Origin of the sequence: Pseudomonas sp. zjy_15, assembly GCF_043101865.1 — a bacterium.
GTDB classification, from domain to species: Bacteria; Pseudomonadota; Gammaproteobacteria; order Pseudomonadales; family Pseudomonadaceae; genus Aquipseudomonas; species Aquipseudomonas putida_Y.
On record NZ_JBICII010000024.1, the window covers coordinates 65,454 to 82,935 of the forward strand.

Consider the following 17,482-nt stretch of genomic DNA (forward strand, 5'->3'; position numbering starts at 1 on the left):
GGCGAGCGAGGGTCCTCAGCTAGGAGAAATCACGGCTGGCGGGCTTCATCGGGCACACTGTCGAGCATCAGCCCTCCGGTGTCCGAGCCGCCCAGTACCACATAGGCACTGCTACAGAACAAAGAGTTCAACCGCTTCATGTCGGCGATCAGCTCCAAGTGTAGCGAACTGGTTTCGATACTTTGCACGACCTTGCGCTGCAGGCGGCTGACATGGGCGTGGGCGAGGCGCCGTTCCTGGGCACGGAACCGGCGCTTTTCCCGCAGCAGCAAGCGGGCGCTTTCCGGGTCTGCACTGAGGAACACTGACAGGCCCAGGCGCAGGTTGGCCAGCAATTGCTCCTGAAGGCCGGACAGCTCTTCCAGGCCTACCCGGGAGAATTCCCGGCGCTGGCTGGTTTTCTGCTGCTGGACCTTGCGCAGCATGCGTTCGATCAGGTCACAGGCGAGTTTGAGGTTAATTGCCAGCTCTATGATTTCGGCCCAGCGGCGGTTGTCCTGCTCGCTGAGGTCTTCCCGTGACATCTGCGCCAGGTACAGCTTGATTGCGCTGTACAGGGCTTCGGCGTCTTCGCCCAAGGCGCGAACTTGCTGTGGCAAGGCGGTCTGGGTACCACGCAGGGCTCCAAGCATGGCTTCGAGCAGGCTGTCGACGATGTCCCCCAGGCGCAAAGTCTCGCGGGCGGCGTTGGCCAGGGCCAGGCTGGGCGTTTCCAAGGCCGAGACGTCGAGGTGGCGCGGACGCATCTGGCCATTGCCGGTTTCCCGTTCAGGCAGCAGGACGTTGCACAGTCGCCCCATCGGTTTGACGGTGGGCAGCATGATCAGACAGCGCAGCGTGTTGTAGAGCAGGTGAAAACCGATGACCAGTTCCTGAGGGCTGAAACTCAGCGAGTCCATCCATTCCACCAGCGGGTGCAGCACAGGGATGATCAGCACCAGGCCGATCAGCTTGTACAGCAAGCTGCCCAAGGCCACCCGACGCCCGGCGCCGTTCTGCATGCTGGTACTGATGAAAGCCAGCAGCCCGCTGCCGATGTTGGCGCCGACCACCAGCCCAATGGCTACCGGCAAGCTGATCAGTTCGGCGCCGGCCAGGGTTGCGGTGAGCAGAACCGCAGCCAGGCTGGAATAGGAAATCATGGCGAACATTGCCCCGACCAGAGCGTCGAGCATGATGTCGCCGGTCAGTGAGGCAAACAGCACTTTCACGCCCTGGGCATGGGTGATTGGCGCAGCTGCCTGCACGATAAGTTCAAGTGCCAGGATGATCAGGCCAAGCCCGATGCCCACCCGACCCAGTTGGCCGGCCCGTGTCTGCTTGCGCGAAAGGAAGAAGATCACGCCAAGGAAGATCAGCAGCGGCGACAGCCAGGACAGGTCGAAGGTCAGTACCCGGGCCATCAGTGCGGTACCCACGTCGGCACCCAGCATGATCGCCAAGGCCGGGGTCATGGCCATCAGACCCTGGCCGACGAACGAGGTGACCAACATGGCCGTGGCGTTGCTGCTTTGAACCATGGCCGTGACCAGAATTCCGGCGATGAATGCCAGCGGGCGCTTGTCCATGTTCTGGCTGATGATGCGCCGCAAGTTTGAGCCGAATACCCGGAGGATGCCGGTACGCACAATGTGGGTACCCCAGACCAGAAGCGTCACGGCCGAGAGCAGGTTGAGCAGGGTCAGCATGGCGAAGGCCCCCTGTTGCAAAGGCCCATCGGGCCAAGAAATGAAACGTGAGCGTTTGAAGAATTTTCAGTGCTCACTCAAAGCTTTAGTTGTTTTGCCCAGCTGTCGCCAGCTTCGCATGGCAGTCATTTATTTGAAACAGATCTGAAATGAATGATTGCCTGTGCGGGTCGCTTCGCGAGCAAGCCCCCACAGTGATCACGCACAGAAAAAAAACGGGCATGAAAAAGGGCCCCGCGAAGGGCCCTTGCTGTACTGCGCTTCCTTGGCCTTATTGACCCGGAATGTCCTTGCGCAGTTTCACCGGTTCATGATCTTTGCCTTCCTTGCGGGCCATGGCGGTGCGCATGCGTATATTGATGGCTTCCACCCCCAGCGAGAAGGCCATGGCGAAGTAGACATAGCCCTTCGGCACATGCACATCGAACGCTTCGGCGATCAGTACGGTACCGACCACGATCAGGAACGACAGCGCGAGCATCTTCAACGACGGGTGCTTGTCGATGAAATTGCTGATGGCGCCGGCGCACAGCATCATCACCAGCACGGCCACGACGATGGCGGCGATCATCACCGGCACGTGGGACACCATGCCCACTGCGGTGATCACCGAGTCCAGCGAGAACACGATGTCGATGATGGCGATCTGGATGATGGTGTAGAAGAACTTGCCACCTGCGCCTTTGGGCTCCTCTGCGTTCTCGTCCTCGCCTTCCAGGCCGTGGTAGATCTCCTGCGAGCTCTTCCACAGCAGGAACAGGCCACCGAAGAACAAAATCAGGTCACGGCCCGAGATGCCTTGGCCGAATACCACGAACAGGTCGGCGGTAAGGCGCATGACCCAGGTAATCGACAGCAGCAGCAGGATACGGGTGACCATGGCCAGGGCCAGGCCGAAGATCCGGGTGCGTGGCTGCATGTGCTTGGGCATGCGGCTGACCAGAATCGAGATCATGATGATGTTGTCGATACCGAGGACGATCTCAAGCGCGGTAAGGGTGAAAAAGGCAACCCAGATTTCCGGGCTGGTCAGCCATTCCATGTATTTTCCTTCGAGCGGTAATGGCAACGCGCCCCGGTCAGGGCGCGTCGCGTACGTGATACGGATGTATTAAAGACTACTGAACAGCGGGAAAATCCCCATCAGCAGTGCGCCGAGCATTATGCACAGGCATACCAGCACTGCCCACTTGAGCGTGAAGCGCTGATGATCGCCGAATTCGATACCGGCCAGGGCCACCAGCAGGTAGGTGGAGGGTACCAGCGGGCTGAGCAGGTGTACCGGCTGCCCGACGATCGACGCACGGGCCATTTCCACGGGGGTGATGCCGTAGTGGCTGGCGGCTTCGGCCAGCACCGGCAGCACGCCGTAGTAGAACGCGTCGTTGGACATGAAGAAGGTGAACGGCATGCTCACGATCGCGGTGATTACAGCCAGGTATGGGCCTAGCGCTTCAGGGATGACCGCCAGCAGGCTCTTGGACATGGCGTCGACCATGCCGGTGCCGGACAGGATACCGGTGAAGATGCCGGCGGCGAAGATCAGCCCGGTCACGGCCAGCACGCTGCCGGCGTGGGCGGCGATGCGGTCCTTCTGCTGTTGCAGGCAGGGGTAGTTGACGATCATGGCGATGCTGAAGGCAATCATGAACAGCACTGGCAGCGGCAGTACACCGGCGATCAGCGCGGCCATCAGGGCGGCGGTCAGGGCACCGTTGAAGTACAGCAGCTTCGGCCGACGTGCGTCCGGGTACTGCGAGACGGTGATTTCGCTGTGGTCGATGTCGTCGGTAGGCAGATGCAGTTCGCCCAGGCGGGCACGTTCGCGCTTGCCATACATGTAGGCAATGGCCAGGATCGCCAGCACACCGAACAGCATGGCCGGGATCATCGGCACGAAGATGTCTGACGGGTCTACGTGCAGGGCGCTGGCAGCACGCGCGGTCGGGCCCCCCCACGGGGTCATGTTCATCACACCGCCGGCTAGGATGATCAGGCCGGCCATGATCCGCGGGCTCATGCCCAGGCGGCTGTACATCGGCAGCATGGCGGCGCAGCAGATCATGTAGGTGGTGGCGCCGTCACCGTCCAGCGAGACCACCAGGGCCAGTACAGCGGTGCCGACCGAGACTTTCAGCGGGTCGCCCTTGACCAGCTTGAGGATCTTGCGCACGGCCGGGTCGAACAGGCCGGAATCGATCATCAGGGCGAAATAGAGGATGGCGAACATCAGCATCACGCCGGTAGGTGCGAGCTTGCTGATGCCCTCTAGCATCATGGGGCCGATCTTGGCGGAAAAACCACCGAACAGGGCGAACAGGATCGGTACCAGAATCAGCGCGATCAAGGCCGACAGGCGCTTGCTCATGATCAGGTACATGAACGTGATGACCATGGCAAAGCCGAGGAAGGTCAGCATGGCAATACTCCAGGCGTGGCGCGGCGAAAGGACAGTCGATTCGGGCGTATCAGCGCGTAGCGCGCTGTGCGGGGAGTATGCGGAGGGGGACTACGAAAAGGCGGGCACAGGAATACATCAGAATCACCATTGTTGTTGTTGATTGGGCCGGGCGCGGTATTGACCGGGTGCCCTGGCTGACCGGTCTTGTGCCGGTAGTGGGCGCTATCCTAAAAGGGCAAGCTTTCAGCCAGCTTTCGCTGAAGCAAAGGTGACGAGAGGTAGGTGATGCAGGATGTAACCGAAGGTGGCTGCCATTGTGGTGCCGTGCGCTATCGGCTGGAGGGCAACCTGACGGACATTGCCCACTGTCATTGTTCGATCTGCAGGCGGGTCAGCGGTGGACTGGTGGTCACCTGGCTTACCCTGCCCCGTTCCGGGTTCCAGTGGTTAACGGGCGAGCCGAACTGCTATGTGGCGCCAGCCAGTTGCAGCCGCTACTTCTGTGGGCAGTGTGGGGCGCATGTGGCGCTGGTGACCACGCATAGCCCGCAGACGATCGATGTGACGGTGGCGACGCTGGATCACCCTGAATGGGTGCGAGCCAACCGGCATATCTGGGTGGGCAGCCGGTTGCCCTGGTTGCATCTGGATGAGGATTTGCCCTCGGAAGACGAGGAGAGCCTGTAGGAACGGGCTTGCCCGCGAAAGGGCCAGCCCCTGCATGCATCACAACTGCAGACCGCCAGCAGCCTTGTGCAACGCCCGCAAGTGCTCGCCGATCTGCTTCACGTTGGCCTCGACCGCTGCAATTTCCTTGGCTCGCGACGGCTCCAGCAGCGCCCTCACCTCCTTGTCCAGGCTGGTGCTCAAGCGCAACAGCTGTGCCTGCCGCTCTCTGCTCACCTGCTCGAGGTGCTTGCGCTCTTCTGGCTGCGGCAGCCCGTAGCCTTTGGAGTCGAGCAACTCTGCCGGGCGGCTTAGAAAACCGCTGTTGGCAAGCATTTGCTTGAGCGTGGCATCGGCTTTGTTGATGCTGCCATCTTTCAATGCTGCGGCATTCAGGTAGCGCTGCTTGACCTCGTCCTGGGCCAGCAGAAGCTGCCGGCGCAAGCTGGCCTGCTCAAGCAGAAGCAGCGCCGCGCTGGTGCGCAGGTCAGCCTTGGTGAACCAGCTACGGCGCTGCTCGGCATCGAGGGCCAGCCAGTCCTCGACCAGCGCTTGCTTGATTGGCAACTGCTTTCTCAGCACCTCGAACATCGCCTGGTAGCGGTCGCGATAAGAATCGAAGCGGTAGCCCAGGCGTAGCGCTTCGCGTGGGTTATCAAGCACGCTGGTGTCTGCCAGCCCCCTGCCCTTGAGCACGGCCAGCAAACCGTTGGGCATGATGCTGTCCAGGTCGTTGAGGCGCGGATTGGCGGTGCCGCTGCGCAGCAGCTTCAATGACTCCACTGCACAGTTGTTGGACAGGAACCAGTAGTTGCCGTCATAGCTCCAGTGCATCTCGGCGGCCTGGCGCACCAGGTTCTCGATTTCGTCGCGGTTGAGCTTCAAGGGCACCGAGGCCAGGCTGCGCAGCTCGGTCTTGGTGTATTCGTCGATCACCTGGCCCAGCGGCAGCACGAATAGCCGCGACGGGTAGTTGCCGACCAGGCCGTCCCAGCTGGACAGTTGCACGTCGTTGACGAAGGCGCGGTACGACAGCACCAGGCTTTGGTCGAGGTCCAGGCGGCAATCTGGTCCGCGTGGGCGGCCCGGCTTGCAGATCACCAGGCGCAGCATGCTGTGCCCCCAACGGCTGGCCAGGTTCTGATTGGCTTCAGCCAGCAGGTAGTCCACTTCGTAGACCCGCTCCGGGTCGATTTCACCTAGCGGCTGGCGGGCGAAGTCGCTGCCGGCATTGATGAAGGGTAAGCCTTTGGCACAGGTGCTCTGTTGCGGTGCCCAGCCGAAGTGTTCGTGAAGGTATTGGTACAGCGCCGGGCGACGGCAGCTGTAGCTCGGGTCGAGGAGGAAATACTCCATGTTGACCGCGATGTATTCCTTGGGGCTGCTCAACTCATAGCTGTCGGGGCTGCGCACGAATTGGCCATTGTGCTGTTCGCGCTCGCCACGTCGGCCCACGTACTGCTGCCACCCGGCCAGGTCGAGCAGGCGTGGGTCGTCGCTCAGGGTGAAGCGGCGGTCGGCCTGGCCGCGGCATTCTTCCGGCAGGCCAACCTTGCCTAGCGTACCTTGCTGGCGCTTGCAGCGTGCAATTACTGATTTTTCGGCGCTGGGCCACAGGCGGGCACGGTCGTAGAGATGGGTGAGCTCGTGCAGCACGGTGGCCAGCAGCTCTTCACGCACCGTGCCATGTGGGCGATTGGTGCGCTCGCTGGCGGCGCTGCCATCGGTGAGGCTGGGCAGCAAGCGGCGGTTGAGCTCGAGGGTGGATATCAGTGATGCCTGCCCGTAAGTGTCGGGCGGCATGCTGTCGCTCCAGCTGACCCGCACGCGGCGGTCCAGCTGCTGCTTGAAACGCGGTGGCAGCTTGCCCATTGCCTCGTCGAGCAGGGCTTGGGAGGCTTGTGCTTGTTGCGGGTCGAGGCCGGAGGCCTGCAGCTCAAGCTGCAGGTCGGCCAAGGCGGGCGTGCCGAGCAGCGTCAGGGCGCAGCCGAGCAGCCAGGCACGCACGCGCTTCACAGTGCGAGTATGGCTTCAGCCAGTACCTGGTCGCTGGCGCTGCGCGCTTCCGGTACGCGCTCGCGCAGGGTATTGAAGGCGGCCTCGAGTTGGACGCCGCGGATGTCACCGTTGCTGGCGACGAAGCTTGCAGCGTCGTCGTGGGCTTCGCGCACCACTTTGGAGTCGCGGATCGATGTGGTGGTGTCCGAGGTGAAGTCGATCGAACGGCCAAAGGCACGCACGATGATGTTGCTGGTGGCCACCAGGGTCTGTGCCTGGGCCAGGTCGGCCAGCAGCAGCATGCCGAGGGAAGCGGCAATCAGCGGTTTGCGCATGGAGCATCTCCGAAAAATACAGGGAGTCAGGTGTAGCTATTGGACGAGAATTGCCTGCGCCAGTTCCAGATCGCCGACGGCGTGTCGTGCGCAATTGTGGCGTAATGATTCCAAGGCGGCTTCCAGGCGTGCACCACGGATCTGCCCGTCGCTGGCAACGAATGCGGCGGCATCGTCGCGGGCCTGGGTGACCAGTTTGCGATCGAACGGTGCGGTTGTGACCTGGCTGGTGACATAGCCGGTGATGACCAGGCTTTGTGTGGTGGTATCCATGGCATGGGCGCTGGCCATGCCTGCGGTGGCGAACAGCAACGGCAACAGATAACGCATGAGCTTTCTTGAAGGCTGGAAAAATGAACGGCGAAGCCTACCTCAGGTGCGAGGGCCGAAGCCAACGCACCTGTTGTGCATGGCGCGTATCAGAGGGCCAGGATGGCCTGGGCCAGTTGTGCATCGCTGGCTTGCAGGGCCGGCATGTTCGAACGGATGTGTACAAAGGCGCTTTCCAGTCGGGCGCCGCGGATAGCGCCCTGAGTGCCGACGAAGCTGGCAGCGTCATCGCGGGCTGCCTGGACAATCTTGTCGTCGCGGAACGAAGAGCTCACGTCGGAAGTGGCGTCGGTGGAGGCAGCAACGGCGCCCACTACCGCGTCGGTGGTGACAACGAAACTGGTGGCGTTGGCAGTGCCGGCCAAGCCTAGCAGCAGGACGGCGCCAAGCAGGTGTTTACGGTTCATGATTGTGGACTCCTGGGTAGGTCAGGTTGGTTCTGCTGTATCGGACGCTTGCAGGGCGCGTCACGGTACGTTTTCATCAACTGGTTCTAGCAGACGGTTAGGCCAAGCGTACCACGCAGTGCTGCCTAGAGATGACAACGACCGCAATGCCAGGTAACTGTTATGGCTTATTTAAGTTTCTGTAAAACTGTACCTGTCGCAATCTGAAGCACGCTACTGCGCGTCTGTCGGGCAATAAAAAACCCGCTGCAGTCACCTGCAACGGGTTTGAGGAATTCACGGTGCCGGCGAAGCCGGCAAGCCGGGAGCTTAGCGCCAGAAAGGCTTGCTCAGCTCTTCGTAACGCTGCGACTCGCTGATACCGGCATCTGCAAGCAGGCGGGAGTCCAGGCGAGCCAGTTGACGACGGCTGGTCATACGACGCTGCCACAGCAGCAGGGTCGACAATGCGCGCAGTGGCATCGAGGCGTTGGATTGCTGGGCGTTGCTTTCAAAAACCAGACCGGAACTGAGGGTACGTTCCATGATGCTTCATCCTTCCGCTTATGGCGGGATTAGGTAGTGATTTAACTGATGCCAATGATCCTCCTCTGTCGTCCATAACAGTAGATACAGTTCAGGTGAAAGACGATGGCTCAGTTAACTGTGTAACCCTACTGTTGCACTCGAAATAGGCGCAACTGTACCGGTCTGCACACATATGGTGCGTTTTACTGCGGTTGAGGTTTTAGAAAGGCGGGGAATGGTGAAAATACCAGTACAGTAGAACAGTTTTAAACGTTAACTGCGTGGCACAGATTTGCTGACCCGGTCGCGTGTTGTGACAAGGTCGGAAGTGGAACCGAGAATGTCAGAAATACAGCGGAGATTGCAGGGGGCTGCTGTGCAGCCCATCGCGACACGCGGCCGCTCCTACAGGTCGCGTTAGCGGAACAGCGGGGGGAAAGCCGCTGTTCTTGCTACGACTGGATCAGCTAGCCAGCATGCGCCCGGTTTCTTCCAGGTTTTCGTGCCAGCTCAGGGCTTCACGCAGGATGTGCGGGGTATGGCCGCCACGCTGGCAGGCGCGGTCGAAGTAATCGTTCAGTGCAGCGCGGTAGTCTGGGTGCACGCAGTTGTCGATGATCGCCCGCGCCCGCTCGCGCGGCGCCAGGCCACGCAGGTCCGCCAGCCCCTGCTCGGTGACCAGTATGTCCACGTCGTGCTCGGTGTGGTCGACATGGCTGACCATTGGTACCACGCTGGAAATCGCGCCACCTTTGGCAATCGACTTGGTGACGAAGACCGCCAGGTGAGCATTACGGGCGAAGTCGCCGGAGCCACCGATGCCGTTCATCATCCTGGTGCCGCAGACGTGGGTGGAGTTGACGTTGCCGTAGATATCGAACTCCAGTGCGGTGTTGATACCGATGATGCCCAGGCGACGTACCACTTCCGGGTGGTTGGAGATCTCTTGCGGGCGTAGTACCAGCTTGTCCTTGTAGCGCTCCAGGTTACCGAATACATCGGCATTGCGGCGCGTCGACAGGGTGATCGAGCTGCCCGAGGCGAAGCTCAGCTTGCCGGCGTCGATCAGGTCGAAGGTGGAGTCCTGCAGTACTTCGGAGTACATGGTCAGGTCTTCGAACGGTGACGCGATCAGGCCGCACATCACCGCGTTGGCAATGCTGCCAATGCCGGCCTGCAGCGGGCCAAGCTTGTTGGTCATGCGGCCTGCGTCCACTTCCTTCTTGAGGAAGTTGATCAGGTGGTCGGCGATGCCCTGGGTTTCGTCATCTGGCGGCAGCACAGTGGACGGCGAGTCCGGCTGATCGCTGATGACGATACCGACGATCTTGGCCGGGTCGATCGGGATCGCGGTGCTGCCGATGCGGTCGTCGACCTTGACCAGCGGGATTGGCGTGCGGGTCGGGCGGTAGGTTGGGATATAGATGTCGTGCAGGCCTTCGAGGTTGGTGTTGTGCGAGAGGTTGATCTCCACAATCACTTGCTTGGCGAAGATCGCGAAGCTGGCCGAGTTGCCCACCGAAGTGGTTGGCACGATGTGGCCTTGCTCGGTAATGGCCACGGCTTCGATGACCGCGATGTCCGGCAGCTTCAGCTGCTGGTTGCGCAGTTGCTCGACGGTTTCCGACAGGTGCTGGTCGATGAACATCACCTGGCCGTCATTGATGGCTTTGCGCAGGGTGCTGTCGACCTGGAACGGCATGCGGCGGGCCAGTACACCGGCCTCGGTCAGTTGTTTGTCCAGGTCATTGCCCAGGCTGGCGCCGGTCATCAGGCTGATTTTCAGTGGCGATTGCTTGGCACGTTCGGCCAGTGCGTGCGGTACGGCCTTGGCTTCGCCGGCGCGGGTGAAGCCGCTCATGCCGACAGTCATGCCGTCCTCGATCAGACCAGCGGCATCAGCCGCACTCATTACCTTGCTGTGCAGGGAGGACAAGCGGATACGATCACGGTACATGGATTGTTATCTCGGGCTACTGAAACTACTGCAGCGCAGTCTAGAGATTTCGCCCATTGCCGTCCCGCGACCATGGTCGTATGAGAAGCCTTGTATTTGAGCCGTTGATCCGGATCAATAAAAGAAAAGCCCCGGCAGATTCTGACCGGGGCTTCCTTTATATCAGCGGGTTTGTAGCGACTGTTGTCACTCCACCGCCTTGACCATGTCCTCGATGACCTTCTTGGCGTCACCGAACACCATCATGGTCTTGTCCAGATAGAACAGTTCGTTGTCCAGGCCGGCATAGCCACTGGCCATGGAGCGTTTGTTGACGATGATGGTCTTGGCCTTGAACGCTTCGAGGATCGGCATGCCGGCGATTGGCGACTTGGGATCGTTCTTCGCCGCCGGGTTGACCACGTCGTTGGCGCCCAGCACCAGCACCACGTCGGCCTGGCCGAACTCGGCGTTGATGTCTTCCATCTCGAATACCTGATCGTACGGCACTTCAGCCTCGGCCAGCAGTACGTTCATGTGCCCGGGCATACGGCCCGCCACCGGGTGAATCGCATACTTCACGGTCACCCCGTTGTGGGTCAGCTTCTCGGTCAGCTCTTTCAGCGCGTGCTGGGCACGGGCCACCGCCAGGCCGTAGCCCGGGACGATGATCACGCTGTCAGCATTGCTGAGCAGGAAGGTGGCGTCGTCAGCCGAGCCGGACTTCACCGGCCGCTGTTCTTGCGAACCCTGCGCCGCGCCAGCGTCGGTATCGCCACCGAAGCCGCCGAGGATGACGTTGAAGAACGAACGGTTCATCGCCTTGCACATGATGTACGAGAGGATGGCACCGGACGAACCTACCAGGGAGCCGGCGATGATCAGCATCGAGTTGTTCAGCGAGAAGCCGATGCCGGCCGCTGCCCAGCCCGAGTAGCTGTTGAGCATCGACACCACCACTGGCATGTCGGCGCCGCCGATCGGAATAATGATCAGCACACCCATGATGAAGGCCAGGACCAGCATCAGAGTGAAGGCACTGTAGTGGCCAGTGAAAGTGAACAGCAAGCCTAGGGCGATGGTTGTCAGGCCGAGGATCAGGTTCAGTTTGTGCTGGCCAGCGAACTGTACCGGTGCGCCCTGGAACAGGCGGAACTTGTACTTGCCCGACAGCTTGCCAAAGGCGATCACCGAGCCGGAGAAGGTAATGGCACCGATGGCAGCGCCGAGGAACAGTTCCAGGCGGTTACCGGTAGGGATCGGGTCGCTGATGGCAGCCACAATGCCCATCGACTGCGGCTCCAGTACGGCGGCGATGGCGATGAATACCGCGGCCAGGCCGATCATGCTGTGCATGAAGGCGACCAGTTCGGGCATCTTGGTCATCTCGACGCGCTTGGCCATGATCGAGCCGGCGGTGCCGCCGACCAGCAGGCCGACGATGACATAGCCGATACCGGCAGTGGCAAGTTCTGCCCCCAGCTTATAAATGAGGCCAACCGTAGTGAGGATGGCGAGCCCCATGCCGATCATGCCGAACAAATTGCCGCGCCGCGAGGTGGTCGGGTGCGACAGGCCCTTGAGCGCCTGGATGAAGCACACCGAGGCGACGAGGTAGAGGAGCGTTACCAGATTCATGCTCATGCTTACTTCTTCGCCTCGTTCTTGGTTTTCTTCTTGAACATCTCAAGCATGCGGCGGGTGACCAGGAAGCCACCGAACACGTTGACTGCGGCAAGGGCTACGGCCAGCGTGCCCATCAACTTGCCGGCCGGGGTCACGGTCAGGGCTGCGGCCAGCATGGCGCCGACGATCACGATTGCCGAGATGGCATTGGTGACCGCCATCAATGGGGTGTGCAGCGCCGGGGTGACGTTCCACACCACGTGGTAGCCCACATAGATGGCCAGCACGAAAATGATCAGGTTATAGATGCCGTGGGAAATCAGCATGTCTTCCATTGTCGTGCTCCTTAGCCGTTTTTGCGGACGACTTGACCATCACGGCACATCAGGCAGGCCGCGACGATGTCGTCTTCGAGGTTGATGATCAGCGCGCCGTCCTTGTCGAACAGCAGCTTCATGAAGTCCAGCAGGTTGCGTGCATACAGTGCCGAAGCATCGGCACCCACCTGGGCCGGCAGGTTGGTCGGGCCGACGATGGTCACGCCATTCTCCTGCACCACCTGGTCTGCGACGGTCAGCGGGCAGTTGCCGCCTTGGGCGGCAGCCAGGTCGATGACTACCGAGCCAGGCTTCATCTGCGCCACGGTTTCGGCGCTTAGCAGGGTCGGCGCCTTGCGGCCAGGGATCAGCGCGGTGGTGATGACGATATCGGACTGCTTGGCGCGCTCGTGCACGGCCTGGGCCTGGCGCTGCATCCAACTGGCCGGCATTGGTCGGGCATAGCCGCCAACGCCTTCGGCGCACTCTCGCTCCTCGTCGGTCTCGTATGGCACGTCGATGAATTTTGCGCCCAGTGATTCGATCTGCTCTTTCACAGCAGGGCGAACGTCGGATGCTTCGATCACCGCACCCAGGCGCTTGGCTGTGGCGATGGCCTGCAAGCCGGCAACGCCGGCACCCAGGACCAGCACGCGTGCCGCCTTGACGGTACCGGCAGCGGTCATCAGCATCGGCATGAAGCGTGGGTAGTGATGGGCTGCCAGCAACACGGCCTTGTAACCGGCGATGTTGGCTTGCGACGACAGCACGTCCAGGCTCTGCGCCCGCGATGTTCGCGGCGCGGCTTCCAGGGCGAAGGCGGTAATACCGCGTTCGGCCATCTTGCCGATCAGTTCCCCGTTGAAGGGGTTGAGCATGCCCACCAGAAGGCTGCCGCTGTTGATCAGGGCCAGTTCCTGGTCGTTGGGGGCGACCACTTTGAGTACCAATTGGGCGCCGTAGGCATCGGCAGCGCTCCCAATGGAAGCACCCACGGCTTCATAGGCACTGTCCGGAATGGCGGCGTTGAGCCCTGCCCCCCGTTGAACGGTGACCTGATGGCCCTGGCCAATCAGTTTCTTGATGGTTTCGGGGGTCGCAGCGACCCTTGTCTCACCGGTCTGCGTCTCGAGAGGAACACCAATGTGCACGACTATTTCTCCTGCGGTGACCTTTTGTCTTTGTAGAAGCCAGCACACTTCGGATGGTGCGCTGGGGCGGCTGTGGAGCGCCAACCCGCCGGATCCCGGGCGGGGCGAAGCATTTTGCAGACGAACCCAGAGGCCTTCAACCGGTTCTGGAGCGAAACGAAGTCAAAACTACAAGTCACCCTGTGACCGCTTGTCGCAGTGATAGGGCTGCAGCCCGTCAAGCATGGGCCATTGGCAGATTAGGAGAAAAAATCAAAAAAAAATCGGCCAATTCGCTTACGACTAGTTGGATGTCGCAAAATAACTCGCTAAGCCGCGTACTTAGCAGGGTTAAAGGGTATTTTTGTGCTTGCGTTACAGTTTGCGTATATGCGACATATACATATATCTGTAGGTGTTTAAAATAATTGACTACAGAGTCAATTTGTCGCGCTTGTCCCTGTCTTATTGATGTAGGCCTGAGCCTGGCTCACAAGCCAGTCGCGAAAAGCTCGTAGCGAGGCCGACTCCACCTTGCGCTCTGGAATCATCAGATAGTAGGCCTTGTCGCTACTCAGGGCATGCCTGTTAGCGACCACCAGCCTACCCTCCTCCAACTCCCGCTGGATCAGGAACGGTGGTATCAGGGCAATGCCCATGTCGTGCATGGCCGCCTGGGCGAGCATCGAGAATAGTTCATAGCGCGGGCCTGCCATGTCGCGCTCAACGTGCATGCCCACACTGCCGAACCATTGCCGCCAGGCATACGGGCGTGTGCTCTGCTGCAGCAATGGTAGTTGCGCGATGTGGCGTGCTTCGAGCACGCCTTGGCCGTTCAGCAGTGTCGGGCTGCAAACCGGTACCGGGTTTTCGCCCATCAGTTGGTGCGACTGGGTGCCTGACCAGTCTGCATCACCAAAATAGATGGCTGCATCGAAGGCAGTGTCGGCAAACAGGAAGGGCCGGGTGCGGTTGGTAAGGTTGACCGTGACCTCCGGATGGCGCTGCTGGAAGTCCTTGAGCCGTGGTAGCAGCCATTGAGTGCCAAACGTCGGTACTACCGCCAGTTCGATCACATTGGCGCCTTGCTGGCGCATCACCGACAAGGTATCGCGCTCCACGGCATCCAGTTGGGCCGCCACCTGGCGACTGTAGGACAGGCCGGCTTCAGTCAGCGTCACGCCGCGGCGCGAACGGCGGAACAGTTCTACATTGAGGAAGGCTTCAAGACCGCCGATCTGCCGACAGACGGCACCCTGGGTCAGTGCGAGTTCCTGGGCAGCCTTGGTAAAGCTCTCGTTACGGGCTGCCGCCTCGAAGCAAATCAGGGCGGCGGTACTGGGGATCTTACGGCGCATGTACGTCAACCTCACTTGTAAGGCTGTCAATAAGGCGTTTTGCCGATTTACGGAGTGACAAAATATCACTAATCGGTGCGCAATCCTCGTTTGTCCCCGCCGCCGATCAGGCCTAGGCTCAAAGGCACAAGAAACTGCCCCCTATTTCGAGGATTTGCTCATGGCCGGTAAAGCAAGCTTCAACTGGATCGACCCGCTGCTGCTGGATCAGCAGCTCACTGAAGAAGAGCGCATGGTGCGTGACAGCGCTTATCAGTTCGCCCAGGACAAGCTGGCGCCGCGTGTGCTCGAGGCCTTCCGCCACGAGCAGACCGACCCCGCGATCTTCCGCGAGATGGGTGAAGTCGGCCTGTTGGGTGCAACCATCCCCGAGCAATACGGTGGCAGCGGCCTGAACTATGTGTGCTACGGCCTTATTGCTCGCGAAGTGGAACGTATCGACTCGGGTTACCGCTCGATGATGAGCGTGCAGTCGTCGCTGGTGATGGTGCCGATCAACGAATTTGGCACCGAAGCGCAAAAGCAGAAGTACCTCCCCAAACTGGCCAGTGGCGAGTGGATTGGTTGCTTCGGTCTGACCGAGCCTAACCATGGCTCCGATCCTGGCTCGATGATTACCCGGGCGAGGAAGGTCGATGGTGGCTACCGGCTGACCGGCAGCAAGATGTGGATCACCAACAGTCCCATCGCCGATGTGTTCGTGGTGTGGGCCAAGGATGATGCAGGCGATATCCGTGGCTTTGTACTGGAAAAAGGCTGGCAAGGTCTCAGTGCCCCGGCCATTCATGGCAAGGTTGGCCTGCGCGCCTCGATCACTGGTGAAATCGTCATGGACAATGTGTTCGTGCCGGAAGAGAACATCTTCCCGGACGTGCGTGGCCTCAAGGGCCCGTTCACCTGTCTGAATTCGGCTCGCTATGGTATTTCGTGGGGGGCGCTGGGTGCCGCTGAAGCCTGCTGGCACACCGCCCGCCAATACACCTTGGATCGTCAGCAGTTTGGTCGTCCGCTGGCCGCCAACCAGTTGATACAGAAGAAGCTGGCCGACATGCAGACCGAAATCACCCTGGCGCTGCAGGGCTGCCTGCGTCTGGGGCGCATGAAGGATGAAGGGACGGCTGCGGTGGAGATCACCTCCATCATGAAGCGCAATTCCTGCGGCAAGGCGCTGGATATCGCCCGTATGGCGCGTGACATGCTGGGCGGCAACGGCATCTCCGACGAGTTTGGTGTGGCCCGTCATCTGGTTAACCTGGAGGTGGTCAACACCTATGAAGGTACCCACGACGTGCATGCACTTATCCTGGGGCGTGCGCAGACTGGTATCCAGGCGTTCTATTAATAAGGAGCAAGCCATGGGCGCGCTATCACATCTGCGGGTGCTAGACCTTTCGCGCGTGTTGGCCGGCCCGTGGTCTGGTCAGATTCTGGCTGACCTTGGCGCCGACGTGATCAAGGTCGAGCGCCCTGGCAGTGGCGACGATACCCGCTCATGGGGGCCGCCTTTCCTAAAGGATGTCGAAGGTGAGGACACCAGTGAGGCGGCTTACTACCTGTCGGCCAACCGCAACAAGCGCTCGGTGACCATCGACTTTACCCAGCCAGAGGGGCAGCGGTTGGTGCGGGAGCTGGCGGCGAAGTGCGATATCGTCATAGAGAACTTCAAGGTGGGTGGGCTGGCTGCCTATGGCCTGGACTACCAGAGCCTCAAGGCGGTAAACCCGCAGCTCATCTATTGCTCCATTACCGGCTTCGGTCAGACCGGGCCCTATTCCAAGCGCGCTGGCTATGACTTCATGATCCAGGGATTGGGTGGGCTGATGAGCCTGACCGGTCGTCCGGAGGGTGAAGAAGGCGCGGGGCCGGTCAAGGTGGGTGTGGCGCTTACCGATATTCTGACCGGGTTGTATTCCACGGTCGCCATGCTGGCTGCTCTCGCCCACCGGGATCAGACAGGGATCGGCCAACATGTCGACATGGCATTGCTCGATGTGCAGGTGGCCTGTCTGGCGAACCAGGCAATGAACTACCTGACCACGGGCACCCCTCCTCGTCGGCTGGGCAATGCACACCCCAATATAGTCCCCTACCAGGACTTTCCGACGGCAGATGGCGATTTCATTCTTACTGTGGGTAATGACAGTCAGTTCCGTAAGTTCGCCGAGGTGGCTGGGCAGCCGCAATGGGCGGAAGACCCGCGCTTCGTTACCAATAAGCTGCGGGTGGCCAACCGGGCCGAGCTGATACCATTGATCCGTCAGGCTACGGTATTCAAGACCACGGCTGAGTGGGTGGCCCAGCTGGAGGCTGCTGGAGTGCCATGTGGGCCTATCAATAACCTGGCGCAGATGTTCCAGGACCCTCAGGTATTGGCGCGTGGGTTGGCGGTGAGTATTCCGCATCCATTGGCGGGTAATGTGCCGCAGGTTGCGAGCCCGATACGGTTGTCGGAGACGCCAGTGGAGTATCACCGGGCGCCACCACTGCTGGGCGAGCATACCGAAGTGGTGCTGGGGGAAGTATTGGGGCTGGATGCCGGCGAGGTACAGCGTCTGCGTGTTGCGGGTGTGCTTTAGATGAAAAGCGGGGAGGCCGACAGGCCTCCCCGCTTTGCTTTTCTGCGCTATCAAGGTTTATTGAAATTAAAGGTTGACGCCCTCTCGAATCCCCTTATAATGCGCCCCACTTCCAGCGACAACGGAACGACAAACTCCTTGAAATTCAATGAGTTAGACAATTCTGAAGGTGCTGTAAGGGCTACGATCAAATGATCGAAAGCGGTT

General features: G+C 60.5%; 16 protein-coding genes. 3 read left to right on the forward strand and 13 right to left on the reverse strand.

All coding sequences use genetic code 11. The features are described 5' to 3' along the window. Positions 1–29: 29 nt before the first annotated feature. From ACF8EF_RS03715 to ACF8EF_RS03725, 3 genes are all read right to left on the reverse strand, one after another. A complete protein-coding gene (locus ACF8EF_RS03715) occupies positions 30–1,688 on the reverse strand; it encodes a Na/Pi cotransporter family protein (protein WP_176683033.1) in 1,659 nt (552 codons plus the stop codon). Positions 1,689–1,959: 271 nt separating this feature from the next. After that, positions 1,960–2,730 carry a TerC family protein gene (locus ACF8EF_RS03720; RefSeq protein ID WP_176683034.1) on the reverse strand — a complete coding sequence of 257 codons (771 nt, stop codon included), beginning with the start codon at positions 2,728–2,730 and terminating at the stop codon, positions 1,960–1,962. Positions 2,731–2,799: 69 nt separating this feature from the next. Beyond that, positions 2,800–4,107 carry a CitMHS family transporter gene (locus ACF8EF_RS03725; protein ID WP_176683035.1) on the reverse strand — a complete coding sequence of 436 codons (1,308 nt, stop codon included), beginning with the start codon at positions 4,105–4,107 and terminating at the stop codon, positions 2,800–2,802. Between the two features lie 267 nt (positions 4,108–4,374). Between ACF8EF_RS03725 and ACF8EF_RS03730 the strand changes: the two genes are divergently transcribed. Beyond that, positions 4,375–4,776 carry a GFA family protein gene (locus ACF8EF_RS03730; RefSeq protein WP_176683036.1) on the forward strand — a complete coding sequence of 134 codons (402 nt, stop codon included), beginning with the start codon at positions 4,375–4,377 and terminating at the stop codon, positions 4,774–4,776. Between the two features lie 39 nt (positions 4,777–4,815). Here ACF8EF_RS03730 and ACF8EF_RS03735 read toward each other — a convergent pair whose 3' ends face one another. The 10 genes from ACF8EF_RS03735 to ACF8EF_RS03780 all read right to left on the reverse strand — a co-directional run bounded on the left by ACF8EF_RS03735 (position 4,816) and on the right by ACF8EF_RS03780 (position 14,699). Then, positions 4,816–6,771 (reverse strand): DUF4105 domain-containing protein, encoded by a 1,956-nt coding sequence (locus ACF8EF_RS03735; protein ID WP_176683037.1) that lies wholly within the window; start codon positions 6,769–6,771, stop codon positions 4,816–4,818. Next, entirely contained in the window at positions 6,768–7,088 is a 321-nt protein-coding gene (locus ACF8EF_RS03740) for a DUF2388 domain-containing protein (RefSeq protein ID WP_021784622.1), read from the reverse strand. Before ACF8EF_RS03740 ends, ACF8EF_RS03735 begins: the two co-directional genes overlap by 4 nt. Positions 7,089–7,124: 36 nt before the next feature. Continuing rightward, entirely contained in the window at positions 7,125–7,418 is a 294-nt protein-coding gene (locus ACF8EF_RS03745; RefSeq protein WP_176683038.1) for a DUF2388 domain-containing protein, read from the reverse strand. Between the two features lie 89 nt (positions 7,419–7,507). Continuing rightward, positions 7,508–7,825 carry a DUF2388 domain-containing protein gene (locus tag ACF8EF_RS03750; protein ID WP_176683039.1) on the reverse strand — a complete coding sequence of 106 codons (318 nt, stop codon included), beginning with the start codon at positions 7,823–7,825 and terminating at the stop codon, positions 7,508–7,510. A gap of 309 nt (positions 7,826–8,134) precedes the next feature. After that, positions 8,135–8,350 carry a DUF1127 domain-containing protein gene (locus ACF8EF_RS03755; RefSeq protein ID WP_021784625.1) on the reverse strand — a complete coding sequence of 72 codons (216 nt, stop codon included), beginning with the start codon at positions 8,348–8,350 and terminating at the stop codon, positions 8,135–8,137. Positions 8,351–8,795: 445 nt separating this feature from the next. Next, positions 8,796–10,289: an acetyl-CoA hydrolase/transferase family protein gene (locus ACF8EF_RS03760; RefSeq protein WP_176683040.1), complete on the reverse strand. Its 1,494-nt coding sequence runs from the start codon at positions 10,287–10,289 to the stop codon at positions 8,796–8,798. Between the two features lie 186 nt (positions 10,290–10,475). Continuing rightward, a complete protein-coding gene (locus tag ACF8EF_RS03765) occupies positions 10,476–11,912 on the reverse strand; it encodes an NAD(P)(+) transhydrogenase (Re/Si-specific) subunit beta (protein WP_176683041.1) in 1,437 nt (478 codons plus the stop codon). 2 nt (positions 11,913–11,914) lie between these two features. Continuing rightward, positions 11,915–12,229, reverse strand: coding sequence for an NAD(P) transhydrogenase subunit alpha (locus ACF8EF_RS03770; protein WP_003252914.1), 315 nt, complete (start codon positions 12,227–12,229; stop codon positions 11,915–11,917). A gap of 11 nt (positions 12,230–12,240) precedes the next feature. After that, positions 12,241–13,362 (reverse strand): Re/Si-specific NAD(P)(+) transhydrogenase subunit alpha, encoded by a 1,122-nt coding sequence (locus ACF8EF_RS03775; protein ID WP_021784628.1) that lies wholly within the window; start codon positions 13,360–13,362, stop codon positions 12,241–12,243. 419 nt (positions 13,363–13,781) lie between these two features. Then, positions 13,782–14,699, reverse strand: a complete 918-nt coding sequence (locus ACF8EF_RS03780; protein ID WP_392460506.1) for a LysR family transcriptional regulator — start codon at positions 14,697–14,699, stop codon at positions 13,782–13,784. 160 nt (positions 14,700–14,859) lie between these two features. On the opposite strand from ACF8EF_RS03780, the gene ACF8EF_RS03785 reads away from it, so the two are divergent. Together ACF8EF_RS03785 and ACF8EF_RS03790 are read left to right on the forward strand one after the other, a co-directional pair. Then, entirely contained in the window at positions 14,860–16,041 is a 1,182-nt protein-coding gene (locus ACF8EF_RS03785; protein ID WP_003252907.1) for an acyl-CoA dehydrogenase, read from the forward strand. Between the two features lie 13 nt (positions 16,042–16,054). Next, the gene (locus tag ACF8EF_RS03790) at positions 16,055–17,275 is read left to right on the forward strand and encodes a CaiB/BaiF CoA transferase family protein (RefSeq protein ID WP_392460507.1); all 1,221 of its coding nucleotides are present in this window, start codon (positions 16,055–16,057) and stop codon (positions 17,273–17,275) included. Positions 17,276–17,482: the final 207 nt, after the last annotated feature.

Bases quoted from the DNA above. Each gene is read 5' to 3' on its own strand.
- ACF8EF_RS03720 (WP_176683034.1), bottom strand. From the start codon at position 2,730: ATGGAATGGCTGACCAGCCCGGAAATCTGGGTTGCCTTTTTCACCCTT.
- ACF8EF_RS03755 (WP_021784625.1), bottom strand. From the start codon at position 8,350: ATGGAACGTACCCTCAGTTCCGGTCTGGTTTTTGAAAGCAACGCCCAG.
- ACF8EF_RS03785 (WP_003252907.1), top strand. From the start codon at position 14,860: ATGGCCGGTAAAGCAAGCTTCAACTGGATCGACCCGCTGCTGCTGGAT.
- ACF8EF_RS03745 (WP_176683038.1), bottom strand. From the start codon at position 7,418: ATGCGTTATCTGTTGCCGTTGCTGTTCGCCACCGCAGGCATGGCCAGC.
- ACF8EF_RS03730 (WP_176683036.1), top strand. From the start codon at position 4,375: ATGCAGGATGTAACCGAAGGTGGCTGCCATTGTGGTGCCGTGCGCTAT.
- ACF8EF_RS03780 (WP_392460506.1), bottom strand. From the start codon at position 14,699: ATGCGCCGTAAGATCCCCAGTACCGCCGCCCTGATTTGCTTCGAGGCG.
- ACF8EF_RS03715 (WP_176683033.1), bottom strand. From the start codon at position 1,688: ATGCTGACCCTGCTCAACCTGCTCTCGGCCGTGACGCTTCTGGTCTGG.
- ACF8EF_RS03770 (WP_003252914.1), bottom strand. From the start codon at position 12,229: ATGGAAGACATGCTGATTTCCCACGGCATCTATAACCTGATCATTTTC.
- ACF8EF_RS03790 (WP_392460507.1), top strand. From the start codon at position 16,055: ATGGGCGCGCTATCACATCTGCGGGTGCTAGACCTTTCGCGCGTGTTG.
- ACF8EF_RS03765 (WP_176683041.1), bottom strand. From the start codon at position 11,912: ATGAGCATGAATCTGGTAACGCTCCTCTACCTCGTCGCCTCGGTGTGC.
- ACF8EF_RS03725 (WP_176683035.1), bottom strand. From the start codon at position 4,107: ATGCTGACCTTCCTCGGCTTTGCCATGGTCATCACGTTCATGTACCTG.
- ACF8EF_RS03740 (WP_021784622.1), bottom strand. From the start codon at position 7,088: ATGCGCAAACCGCTGATTGCCGCTTCCCTCGGCATGCTGCTGCTGGCC.
- ACF8EF_RS03760 (WP_176683040.1), bottom strand. From the start codon at position 10,289: ATGTACCGTGATCGTATCCGCTTGTCCTCCCTGCACAGCAAGGTAATG.
- ACF8EF_RS03750 (WP_176683039.1), bottom strand. From the start codon at position 7,825: ATGAACCGTAAACACCTGCTTGGCGCCGTCCTGCTGCTAGGCTTGGCC.